This is a genomic window from Pseudoalteromonas sp. 78C3, from assembly GCF_002836695.1.
In the GTDB taxonomy this organism is placed as follows: domain Bacteria; phylum Pseudomonadota; class Gammaproteobacteria; order Enterobacterales; family Alteromonadaceae; genus Pseudoalteromonas; species Pseudoalteromonas arctica.
On the sequence record NZ_PJAV01000137.1, the window covers coordinates 1 to 13,541 of the forward strand.

Here is a 13,541-nt window from a genome sequence, read left to right on the forward strand (position 1 = left end):
AAGATCTTGGCGACTCAAATTAGAAGGTTACAACAGACTCATGCGGTTATCTCTAACTCAATCAGCAGCAAGTATTTTATATTTAGGCTTTATTCAGTTTTTTGTTGTTGTAGTAATTTTGGGTGGGTTGGAGAGTATTTTACTTGAAGCACCTCTGATGCCTATCATTTCTATTAGTACCGCTTTAATATCGCTAGTTTTAGGCTCAATCTTAACTTTATTATTTAATTTTAAATTTTCAAAAAAAATTAAATATGTGACTCCTGTATTAGGCATTTTAGGATGTGCTTTTTTCTTAAATTTTCAATTGAGCTTATGGGGAGTCGTTGACGAAAAGTTTTTTTTAATTAGTGATAATCCATTTATTTCTGCTTTAAATGCCGTTATGGTTTTTTCTTTTTTCTCAGCGCTCATTATTAAAATTTTATGTTCTGCAACGATAACTAAAGGGGCTAAGTTTACCAAAGCAGTCATGTTTTTAGTTATCTTTACGGGTGTGTCGTTATGGTACGCTAGTGCAGTAAAAACAGTGAGTAGTGAAGAAGAAAAAGCACGAGAAAAAATAAGCTTAGTGGGGACAATGCTTAATAAAAATCTTGATGAGCATAAAAAGTCATTATCTCGGATTAAGTCGAGATTAGAAAAAGTGAGTCATGATAATTTTTTAAAGCTTGCCGCTGTTGATATGAAAAATTATGCGAGAGATTATAAAATCATCAAAGGGATGCTTATTTTTGATGAAAATCTTACGTTAGTTGAAGGTGACATATTTTCTAAGCAATTTATTTCCAGTGGATTTCTATCAAGTGATTCTGTAGTGAACTGGTTAAATACAACTACGGATGAAGTTAGATTTGCAGCTAATTCATTAACGTTGAAAACGAGTACGCCGACTATTATGTTTTCGATACCTATAAATTCAGTTACTGGCGGTAAGTATCAAGTTTTAGCTTTACTAGACATGAATTTATTAATTGAGAACAGATACATAAATTATCTAAATACGTTTGATGTATTTATTGAATTGACGCCTCAAGTTTACTTTTCTGTTAATGCTCAAAAGCAAAACGTATACGATTTAAATATACTATTGAGTTTATACAGTGACTATATTGTAGAAAAAGTCGATGTAATGGGCATTTTAAAGCACAATATATATAGTTTTATTAATAACTACTCTGCATTAAAAGAAAGGGCAAAAGTCGAACAAATTATAATTTGGCTTACTTTCATTTTTATTTATATTTTTATACTTGCTTCAGACTCTTCATACCTACTAAAACAACAATCAAAAAAGCTGTTTAAAATGGCTAAATATGATGAGTTAACAGGGCTAATTCGCCGAGATGCGCTAGATGATGAAATAAACGCTAAACAGTCTAAGCAGGCTAAAGCGTTAAACTCACTGTGTGCAATGGTTTTTATAAACCTAGATGGTTTTAGTTCTATAAATAATAGTTTAGGGCATGCCCTAGGTGATAAAGTTCTCAAGTTAGTTGCAAGAAGACTTAAAAATAACGCGCTGACAACCGACTCAATAGCACGCTTTGGTAATGATGAGTTTATTCTTTATTACAGCAATATAAGTAAAGATAAACTAAGAGAAGAAATATCAGTATTAATAAGCTCTTTAGCAAACGTTTATTATTTAGAGGACGTTGATATTTATCTTACAGCCAGCGCTGGTATATCGATGTCTAAAGAAAGAGTAGGAAATTCAAAAGTACTATTACAGCATGCAGATATTGCTATGGACAGTGCGAAAACCCTTGGGGGGAATCAGCTTTGTTTTTATCATAAGCTAATGGATGATAAGCATAAAGAAATAGTCCACATTAGAGGAGAGCTTCAAAAAGCGCTTAAAGATGGTGATTTAGAAGTGTATTACCAACCAATCCATAGTTTATCTGATAACAAAGTGATTAGTGTTGAGAGTTTGGTGCGATGGAAAAGTAATGGTGCGTATATTTCCCCGGCTATTTTTATACCTATAGCAGAGCAAACGGGGCAAATATTAGAAGTTGGCAAACAAGTACTAGCACAGGTACTTAAAGATATGAGTAATACTGCGCAGTTAAAAAATATTACTGTGGCTGTTAATTTTTCACCCCAGCAATTACAGCTGCAAGGGTTTGTTGCAAATATTTGCCAATTAGTCTCTGATAAATGTATAGAGCCACATCGGCTCACCGTTGAAGTGACTGAAACAGTCATGTCAGAAAAAGGGGTTATCGAAGGCGTTCTTAGAAAGCTGATGGCTAAGGGCTTTAATGTTGCGATTGATGACTTTGGCGCTGGATATTCTAGCCTTTCTTACTTGTCGAGGCAGCCTGCTAACATTATAAAAATAGATCGGGAGTTCACGATTGGTGCTGAGCATGAGGGCCAAGAACGCGCTTTATTAGAAGGTATCATCAAGATTTGTACAGAGCTTAAAAAAATAGTGGTCATTGAAGGTGTTGAAAATGCTGAGCTGATCGCCTATTTATCTCGATTCAGCAGTATAAGGGTTCAAGGCTATTATTATTCCAAACCAATACCTTTAAATAATCTTATTGATTATATTAATAGCCTAAATAAAACAAGTCATCATAAGTAAAACGAGAACAATCAATTATTACCTTACAACATGGATTAACTCGCTAGCTATGGAGTAATAACATAGCCACGAGCGTCTATTTTTTTGCGGGAATATCATTTAATAGCTTTATGATAGCGCTGTTATTACCGAGTTTAGCTAAGTCTAACAGGTAGCTTTTTTCTAGCTCTTGCATTGACTGATCTGCTAATAATTCTTTTACCGATTGTTCTTCCCCATTTGCTATTGAAGTTTCTAAGGCTGCAAAGTTTGCGATTGAGTGTTTAATTTCATTAGTCATAATAAGTCCCGTTTGCTGTGTTTTGTTAGAGCTTCGTTTTAAAAAATATTCATATAAAACAATTGTATATTATAAGCTCGCTTTGTTAATGAGCTATTTTATTACCTAAAAATAGATCACTTAATTAAGCGAATTGGTATTACAGTATCACCGTACATACTGCAATTTAACTTATTGAATAACAAATAAGTCCATAAAGCTGTTTACTGGCGTATTTTCAAGCTTGGCTTGATCTTTACAAAGGGTAAATATGGTTTGGCATTGTTGGGTTGCAAGGCGTGTTGCTAAATTAGATTTGAATTTAAGCTCTAATAATGGAATGCCTTCCTCACGACGACGGCGATGACCCAAAGGGTACTGAACAACCACTTCTTCTGTTTTACTACCATCGTTAAAGAAAACTTGAATTGCATTGGCAATAGAGCGTTTGTCCGCCTCTAAGTATTCAGCTGTAAAGCGTTTATCTTCTAATACCTCCATTTTGTCGCGTAGTTTATCGATGATAGGGTGCGTGTTGTGAAAGTCGTCCTCATAATGATCGCTAGTTAAGTTCCCAAATGCCAAAGGAACGGCAATCATATATTGTAAGCAATGGTCGCGGTCAGCTGCGTTGGCAAGCGGTCCTGTTTTAGAAATAATGCGTATGGCTGACTCGTGGGTGCGGATCACTATTTTCTCAATATCGTCTAAACGCGACTTTACTTGAGGGTGCAAAATAACGGAGGCTTCTGCTGCTGTTTGCGCATGAAACTCTGCTGGAAAAGAAATTTTAAACAAAATGTTTTCCATTACATATGAACCGTAACCTTGGGAGAACGAAAACGTGCGCTGCGCTTCAGGCTTTAGTGCTTGGTCTTTATTAGTTTTGGAGAAAGAGACATCATAAAACCCCCATTGCGCAGCTGTTAATGCACTGGGTATACCCATTTCACCGCGCATTGCCATATCAGCTAAATAAACTGCTCTGGCAGTTGCATCGCCCGCAGCCCAAGATTTACGAGACCCAGTGTTTGGTGCATGACGATAAGTACGCAGTGCAGAACCATCAACCCATGCTTGAGATATGGCTGCCATTATTTGCTCTCTGCTGCCACCCATCATTTTTGTGACAACAGCCGTTGAGGCTACACGCACCAATAATACATGGCATAAGCCAACACGATTAAAAGAATTTTCTAATGCGATAACGCCTTGAATTTCATGCGCCATAATCATGGCTTCAAGTACGTCTCGCATAGTCAGGGGAGGCTGTGAATTTGCGATTCTGACTTGAGACAAGTGATCGGCTACAGCTAAAATAGCACCTAAGTTATCAGAAGGGTGCCCCCATTCAGCAGCTAACCACGTATCGTTGTAATCGAGCCAGCGGATGGTACAACCAATGTCCCACGCTGCTTTAACAGGGTCGAGTATGAGCGAGGTCCCAGGTACTCGTGCGCCATTAGGAACAACGGTCCCTTTGACAATTGGACCAAGAAGTTTGGTACATTGTGAAAACTTTAAAGCGAGCAGCCCACAGCCTAAGGTATCCATTAAACAATTACGTGCAGTGTTTAGTGCTTCTGCGCTTGATACTTCAAACGTTAATACATAATCAGCGATATCCTGGATAACACTGTCGTAATCTGGGCGAGTGTTATTATCTGTATTACTACTCATTTTGTATCCTTAATTCGTTTGTTTATATTTTACTTGGTTTCAATTTATTAGAAGTCATTGAGTAAACGCTTAGGTGAACTTCATGCTTTTGCTTATCGTTTTCAAGTGGAATATAAGTTGATTCAAGCGCTATACCGTCAAGTATTAGCTCACTTTTATTATGTTTTTTATCCCCTATAATTTGCTCAATTGTAATATGGTAATAGGTGCTCTCAAAGCGATAGTCGATTGAGTAGGTGCTCCAATTCTCTGGAATACACGGTGAAATGGTTAGCTTATTTCCTGTTCGTGTTACACCTAATAAAGATTCTATTATTAGTCGGTATAACCAACCCGCTGATCCGGTATACCAAGTCCAACCGCCTCGTCCAATATGCGGATCAACGGCATAAACATCGGCGGCTACGACATAAGGTTCGCCTTTATAGGTTTCAACTTGTTCGGCGTTTTTAGCATGATTTAATGGATTGATTATATTCATCAATTCCCACGCTCTTTTTTTGTCGCCTTGTTGAGCAAATGCCATGCTTGCCCAAATAGCGGCATGCGTATACTGCCCGCCATTTTCGCGCACGCCCGGGACGTAACCTTTTATATAACCAGGGTTCATTTTTGATTTATCAAAAGGCGGATTGAGTAATTGGATTAATTTATCATCGCTATTGACCAAATGCTGATACAAAGACGACATTGCTTGCGTAGAGCGCTCATTATTAGCTGCACCAGAGAGCACTGACCAACTTTGCGCTATTGAGTCAATAGTGCACTCTGGGCTTTGTGATGAGCCCAGCGCGGTTCCGTCGTCAAACCATGCGCGACGATACCAAGCTCCGTCCCATGCATGTTTAGCTAGGTTACCTTGTAGTTTTTGTGCTTCATCGTCACAACGAGTAGCAAACTCTATATCGCCATGTAATGCAGCAATAGGTGAAAATTCTTGTAGTATTTTATATAAAAAGAACCCCAGCCAAACGCTTTCGCCTTTGCCGTGTATTCCAACAAGGCTCATACCGTCATTCCAATCTCCTGAGCCCATTAACGGTAAACCTTTTTCTCCAAAGTGTAAACCATGCTCAATTGCCAACACGCAATGCTGATAAAGGCTCGACCTTGCTGCACTCACAGAAGGTAAGTCGTAATAGGATTCTTCGTCGTCTTTAAGGGGGCGACCTTCAATAAAGGGCATTAGCTCATCTAAAATAGTTATGTCATCAGTGCCTTTTATGTAACGACACGTAGCTAATGGTAGCCATAAATAATCGTCTGAACAGCGTGTTCTTACACCGCGCCCTGATGGTGGATGCCACCAATGTTGCACATCACCTTCGCTATACTGACGTGTGGCGCAGTACAGTATGTGATCCCTTAGTAATGCAGGCGAAGCATGTATTAATGCCATGGCATCTTGTAACTGATCGCGAAAGCCAAACGCGCCACCACTTTGATAAAACCCACTGCGAGCCCAAAAACGACATGCTAAAGTTTGGTACACAAGCCAGCCATTTGCTAATACATTCAATGCAGGGTCGGGGGTATTAACCTGCACACTGCCGAGTGTTTGCTGCCAAAAATCAGTGACTTTTTCGAGTGCAATGCGTGCTGTACCGGGTTTTCTGAGTTTTAAAGCAAGCGTACTTGCTTGCTCTTTATTTTGCGCAGCACCGAGCCTAAAAATAATTGTGCGCTCTTGTTCACTTTGCAGTTCAAAAGGGACTTGAATTGCACCGCACGGATCGAGTGCCGCTCCTAAGTTGCCAGATAAATGAGTACGAGTCATTGCCTGGGGGTCGTGTAATGTTTTATTGCGACCAATAAACTCGCTACGGTCTCCTGTTAGTGTTCGTGACATATCATCAACGTCAAAAAAAGCAACTCTGCCACCAAACTCTGAGTTATAGGCATTAGAGGCAACCAATGCACCGCTCTTAGCATCAATTTCTGTTACAAGGTGTAGCGCTGTTTTAGAACGAAGATCGCCAAGTACCCATTCAACATAACCTGTTGCACTTAGGCGCCTGGTAGTTAATGAGTTGTTTTTAATTTTTAATACCGAGTATTTTACGGCGTCGAGTGTATCTGCATACACACAAAGAGAGGATTCGATGCCGGTTTCACTGTGCTCAAAGGTACTATAACCAAAGCCATGGCGGGTTATATAGGGATTAGCCCCACGTTTTGGCATCGCACAAGGTGACCAAAATTTACCTGTATCTTCATCACGTAAATAAAAGGCTTCGCCACCAGATGAGCCTGTAGTGTCTGCACTCCACGGCGTTAAACGAAACTCATGGGCGTTTTCGCTCCACGTATAAGCAAAACCATTTTCGTCAATAACGCTGCCAAAATGTGCGTTTGCTAGCACATTAACCCAAGGCAGAGGAGTTGGATTCGCTTCGGTGGTGGTAATAATATATTCGCGACCATCTTCACTAAACCCACCCAGTCCATTATTTAAAAGTAAGTTTTTTTGAGTATTGCCAAGCGCTTGATTGATTTTGGGATGTAATGCTTGAGTTGGGATTAGTCCCTTTACGTTTTTCTCTGCAAGCGTTCGACGGTTTACTTGCTCTGCCAATGTGCCACTTTGATCAATAATAATCCGCGAAACGGCTTGTAACAGTATGCGGTCTTCATTCGAAATTTGTTCTGCTGAGCGAACGAATATCCCGCCAGGGCGATCAATATAATGAGACTCAGTACCCGTTGCGATTAGCCCCATAATTTGGTCTTGCAAACCTTGTCGGTAACCAACTTGTTCTTCATTCCAAATGACTAAATCAGCGACAAGCCCTTTTAAGCGCCAATATGCATGGCATTGAATAAGTTGGCGGGCAATTTCAATATTATTACCGCTGGCTACTTTTAATAATATGATAGGTAAGTCGCCAGAAATTGAGTAGCCCCATAGTCCAGATTGTCCTCGACGATTTTGTATTAATACAGATGCGTTAGCCCGAAGAGTTGCATTGGCATACAAAATATACCCAGCCAACTGCCGGTAGAGTTGAGCATCTGCTTCATTGGCGTTAATTTGGCGTAAGGTCACATCGCTATGAGTCCATGCTAAATCAAGTGCTCGATCGGTAATGTGATGATCTTGATATTTAGCAATTAGCGCAAGGCAAGCCTGTCTACTTTGTGCCATACCCGTTATTACATCGAGTGTTACTACACTGCCAGCAAGTAAAGTCACAGGGGCGCGAATAGCAACAATAGGATCAAGCACAGACCCTTGTTTAGCGTCAAGTTCGCCCATTTCTAGCATTGCTTGTGGTGAAACCAAAGAGCGACCTCTACCAATAAATTGCATGCGATCAGTTGTACAAGACAGGGGTCCGACTTTTGTTGTACTGCTATTGACGTGTGTTGAAAGTAAATGAAACATCCAAGGTGTTTTTTCATCAGCAGAGCGTGCACGACGAGTACATAAAATGGCATTGCCACATGGAAGTATTTCAGTTTGTACAAACAAATTACTAAATGACGGTTGCATAAGGTCGGCTGCAGGGTTTGCCATTACAACTTCTGCATAAGTGGTTATATCAATTGTACGGGTATCGGGTGAGTGATTACTTAAGCGTATACGACGAAGTTCAATATCGTCCTCCGGAGAGACAACGATTTCAGTGTAAGTTTCTATATGCTGATCGCTTCGGCGAAACTCAGCGCGACCTTCAGAAAATGATGCGCTATACGACTGGGCTGGTTTTAGCGTTGGCTGGTGGGCTGCCGACCAAAAGTCGCCTGTGGCTGTATCTCTAATATAGACAAATGTTCCCCAATTGTCGCAAGTAGGATCCTCACGCCACCGTGTAACGGCTAATTCGGTCCAGCGGCTGTAGCCACCTCCTGCATTTGTAAGCATTACATGGTAACGACCATTTGAAAGAAGCTGTACTTGGGGTGTTGGGGTAATGGCTGGAATAGGTGGATTAACCTTTATTTTTGCATGTTCAAATAAAGCCCCGCTCTCTGCGTATTGGTCTATATGAGGTTGGAATATAGATGTTTTAGGCACGCGCTCTTGTAGTAATAGCAAAGCTGATTGCAGTAAAGGGTCTGATTCAAAGCGTTTTTGCATAGGCTGGTCAAGTAAATGATATGCCAATGCAAGTAAGCTCATACCTTGATGGTGAGCCATAAAGGAGCGAATGACTGCGCTTTTTTGATCTCTGGATAAACGGGCAGGGGTGTAATCTATTGCCTCATACAATCCGTAATGTCCCTCAAGTCCACTATCAGCTAACAGTTGAAGATTTTCGCACGCGGCTTGTGGGTTAACCATTAATGCCAATGCAGACGCGTAGGGAGCGATGACGAGGTCTTCTGATAAGCCTCGTTTTAGCCCTAAACCCGGTACGCCAAAGGCATGATATTGAAAATTAAGAGAAGCATCTACCGTATTGTATGCCGACTCAGATATGCCCCACGGTACATTTTGTCTTTTTCCATAATCAATTTGTCGGGTAACCGCTGCACGACAAGTTTGTTCGAGCAATGTACCGTCGTAGCTAGGCATAACTAACATGGGCATAAGATACTCAAACATAGAGCCACTCCACGACACCAGCACCGGCTCGGCGCCAGCGCTGGTTAGTAGGCGACTTAGAGCGAACCAGGTTTGCTGTGGCAATTTACCTTGTGCTATAGCAATAAAACTGGCTAAACGTGCTTCAGATGCCAGTAAATCGTAAAAACTGGTGTCACGTCGATGCTCATCTACGTTATAACCAATAGCCAATAAATGGCGAGACTCATCATATAAAAATGCATATTCCATTTGTGCAAATTCAATCGCTCTGTTGGCTAATTTGTCACATTGCGAAATGCAATCTTTGGCAAGCTGTGTACTGGCTAAAGTATGAATACGTAATGAAGAAAGCCACTGAGTTTCGTCGGATGGTAATACCGATGATAAAAGCGCATCAATTGCGTTAATAGTGTCGGGGCAACGTTTAACTAATTGCTGCATTGTCAAAATATTAGAATCAAGAAATTGCAGTTTTAAGCTAACTGGCGGATTAGTTAGTTTGAGCCATGGCGAAAATAAATAGAGTTCGTTTAGGGTACGCTGGCATTGCCTGTGTAAGTCTTGAGTCCATACTTTATGCTCTTTCGACTTTGTATCTAAATCAATAGCAGCGTCTTGCTTTATATTCTCTAACAATATTCGCGCTTTATTATTGAGTGTAATTAAGTGCTGTTCAACGTCATATAGATTTGTAGGCGCAGTGATACGAACAGCGTTAAGTATTGAGCTCATGGCATTAATAGCGGTATCGATAATATTGTTTTTATTTTGCTCTGAGTCTAATTGCAATGTTTTAAACAAGTTTGCCACAATAGCCAAAGTGATACTTATGCCTTCAAACATTTGTGGGTGAACAATAGGTTTAGAAGGGAGTTCTTTTAATGCTATTTGTAAAGTTAAAAGGTGACCGGCTAAGTTACCGCTATCTACTGATGAAATATAGCGCGGTGGCAAAGGTTGCAATGTTTGTGTGTCGTACCAGTTATAAAAATGCCCTTCGTGACGCTCGAGTTTATCGAGTGTATTAAAGCAATCTTGCGTGCGTTGAATTAAATCACTTTGTACAATAAAACCAAAATCATAGGCGCTAACGTTAGCCAGTAAAGACAGACCAATATTAGTAGGCGATGTACGGTGCGCAATAACAGGACCGGCTTCCTCTTGATAGTTATCGGGAATTAACCAATGATCGTCTGCAGTGTTAAAGTGGTCGAAAAAAGCCCATGTTTTACGGGCAATAGTTTGTAAAAATAATTGTTGCTTGTCGCTCAGTGGCGCTAAATTATCGAGTTTAGGCTCACTAAACCACCATGTTATAACCGGTGATAAAAGCCATAATAAAAGTAGAGGAAATACCGCTAATATATTTGTAAAAGTTAAGTGTAAAGGGGCAAAGTAAAGTAGCGAAGCGATTAAAGTAATCGCAATAAATGGCGCAGTCCACATAGTGTAATAACTATTTATTAAGGCATTTACTACATAATTAGATTTATGATCTGTGACATGCCACTCTAATAAACGACGTTGAGTAAACAGCATTCGACCCGCACTACGTAATATTGCGGTTAAGTTAAACACAGCCTCAAAAGGTAAACATGCTAAACGAAAACCGATTTGAATAAGTTGACGAACAAAGCACTGTAAAACATCATGCAAATGGTGGGACATCAGCATTTCTGTGGGTTTGCGCATCGACGAAATTAGCGCGCTCAGCAATGGCGGTAATAAATAAATAGCACTTATGGCAAGGGTCCATTTCAATGGATTAGCTGCTGTAAACCAACCTACAGTAAGTAATAAAAAAATTGCGAATGGTTCGACACTTCGACGTAAATTATCAAGAATTTTCCAACGTGATAAAGGTGACAAAGGATTTTGACATTTATCGCTTCGAGTGTTTAAAACACGAGGAAGTAACCAGCGCACAATTTGCCAATCTCCTCTGATCCAGCGCTCACGCCGACACATATCAGTGTTGTAACGTGTAGGGTATTCTTCGTACAAGTGCACATCACTAATCAACCCCGAGCGAGCATAGCAACCTTCGAGTAAATCATGGCTGAGTATTTGGTTTTGTGGTAAACGGTTACCAAGTGTTTGTTCAAATGCATCTATATCGTATATACCTTTACCGATAAATGAGCCTTGTGAAAAGAGGTCTTGGTATACATCGGATATTGAACGCGTATATGGGTCGATACCCGGTTCTTCACCAAATAATTGCGAGTAACGAGAAGGGTTATGTCCCGATAGACTTGCTGCCATACGTGGTTGTAAAATGCCGTAGCCGCCTACAATACATTGTCTTTTTTCATCAAATCTTGGTTGATTTAAAGGGTGCGCCATGGTCGCAACTAACTGACGGGCACAATCTCGTGGAAGTTGTGTATCGGTATCTAAAGTAATGACATATTTGACTTTTTGTATAGCGTTAATATCACCGACGATAAGTTCAAATGCATGTTCTATTGGGTTTCGAAGCAGTGCGTTTAGATCTGATAATTTTCCGCGTTTACGTTCAAACCCCATCCAAATTTGCTCTTTTGGATTCCAGGTTCGTGGGCGATGCAGTAAAAAAAAGCGACTTTCTTGCTGTAAAAGAGAAGGCTCTGCATATTTGGCATTAAGGTTTTCTATACCAAGGCGTACTTGCGATAGCAACGCTTCGTCTGTGGGGAGTGTTTGTTGCTCTGCATCAGTAAAGTCGGTCAGTAGAGCAAAGTGTATATGTTGATCGCGATTACCTAAAAATCTAACTTCGAGTACTTCTAATAACTGCTCAATACCTATAGAGCTGGTAAGCATTGTAGGGATTACTACGAATGTTTTATTTTGCGCTGGCAACCCTTTTGAATAGTCCATTCTGGGTAATCGTTGTGGGTCGACTAGCAAGGTAACTATCCAGTTTACGAGTGCTGAGGCTAATTGACTTGCTCCGAATAAAGTTAAAATTATTAAAAGAATAAACTGCCAGTGAGGTATGTTATCAGGAACGACCATAGCCATAAAAGAGGCACTAATTAGGGCTGTTAAGGATATAATTGCTCCTAAATAAAGTATTAATGTTATACGCTTGGCTTGCGAAAATAACGTTTTCAAAATAGACGTTTTTACTGTTATGCGCTGCTTTAATTGCGTAATACCTTTATCAATTAAATAGTAGCCTACATGGTTAGGCGCAAGCGTTGTGTTTGATATTGTTTGGGCTTGATCAGCCTGCTGGGCTAATTTTATTGCTTTTTTAGCTATATCGACTTCTGAAAATGAGCTTCGCTTAGCGAGTTGATCTATGATTTTTCTGTAACTATCTCGCGTGATAAAGTCCATATAACCATACACACCCTTTATATCTTGGCGCAAAATGTGTTCTACAGCGCTATGATCTTCTACAAAATCCGCCCAGTTCATCGCGGTCAACCAGCGTAAGCTACTAATGTTATTGCTAATTGAGACTTGATCAGCGGCTTGTTGCTGATTCTCTTTTTGTACTAGTTGCTCTATGGTTAAACTCGAATCAGCTAGTTGTTGTTCAATCCAAGTAAGGGGAAGTGCTAATGCCGAACCATGCCCTTGTAATAAACGAGTTAGCTCTGCTACAAAAGCGCTTTCCATAGGAGGCTTTGAGCGTGCCATGTCGGCAATAACTAAAATTAAACTATTAGGGTCTTGCTCAGCAATTTCTAACATTTGATTAGCCCACTGTTGGGCTAGATTTAGGTGCTGGCGTGCGATTATGATACGTGTACTTACGCGTTGTAGGTTTTCAATTAAGGCTAACCTTAGCATAATTGGAATGGCCCAGAGTTCACCAAGGTTAAGCGTTGTTACTGTTTGATACGCGGCTAAAAATTGCGCTAGAATTTCGCTATCTACACGCCCGTCGCCATGGGAAATTACATTTAACGCAATATCATAAACTCGGGGCATACCTAAAGAGGCACCTTGCTCTAAACGTGGCAGTTCCTGACTATAGTGCTTAGGTAAATGAAGCCGAGCGGTACGAATTTGCTCTTCAATAAGATAAAAATTATCGAGTAACCACTCACCAGAGGGCACTATAGGCTGCTTTGCTTTAACGGCAATGGTTAATAAACTATTGGCTTTAATCAGTACTTTTTCGTTTTCGTCTAGGCGCTCAAGTAGCTGATCTTGAGTGTTTTTAGCATCTAAAATATGACTTTTTGCTAGTGATTTTGCATGTTTTTCCATTTGTTCAGCACTTAAGAGCTCTGATCGAATGGGGATTTGTTCTTTTTGGGGAGCTGATTTAAGCCAAGGGAAAAATGGCGAAAGGATGTTGATAAGCTTATTTTTATTCATCGTGGTAAATACTTGAGACTAAACGTCGTAGTGAAGATATTGACGGTTAAATTTATCACTGGATTTAAAAAAAGATGTTTTAAATTATTTTGGTTATTAGAGGTGAGCAAGTAATCATTAAAAATATTCATAAAGTTTATCTTATTGTTGAA

At 40.0% G+C, this 13,541-nt stretch carries 4 protein-coding genes; 1 reads left to right on the plus strand and 3 read right to left on the minus strand.

The genetic code is table 11. The features are described from left to right. The first annotated feature begins 40 nt into the window (after window positions 1–40). Window positions 41–2,599 (plus strand): putative bifunctional diguanylate cyclase/phosphodiesterase, encoded by a 2,559-nt coding sequence (locus tag CXF76_RS08330; protein WP_024590353.1) that lies wholly within the window; start codon window positions 41–43, stop codon window positions 2,597–2,599. A 76-nt stretch (window positions 2,600–2,675) separates the two neighbouring features. Here CXF76_RS08330 and CXF76_RS08335 read toward each other — a convergent pair whose 3' ends face one another. From CXF76_RS08335 to CXF76_RS08345, 3 genes are all read right to left on the minus strand, one after another. Further along, a complete protein-coding gene (locus CXF76_RS08335; RefSeq protein WP_024594219.1) occupies window positions 2,676–2,879 on the minus strand; it encodes a hypothetical protein in 204 nt (67 codons plus the stop codon). 171 nt (window positions 2,880–3,050) lie between these two features. Next, complete coding sequence (locus tag CXF76_RS08340; RefSeq protein WP_101163435.1) at window positions 3,051–4,538, minus strand: bifunctional 2-methylcitrate dehydratase/aconitate hydratase; 1,488 nt, start codon at window positions 4,536–4,538, stop codon at window positions 3,051–3,053. Between the two features lie 22 nt (window positions 4,539–4,560). Further along, on the minus strand, window positions 4,561–13,389 hold the full coding sequence (locus tag CXF76_RS08345; RefSeq protein WP_101163436.1) for a GH36-type glycosyl hydrolase domain-containing protein: 8,829 nt from the start codon (window positions 13,387–13,389) through the stop codon (window positions 4,561–4,563). Window positions 13,390–13,541: the final 152 nt, after the last annotated feature.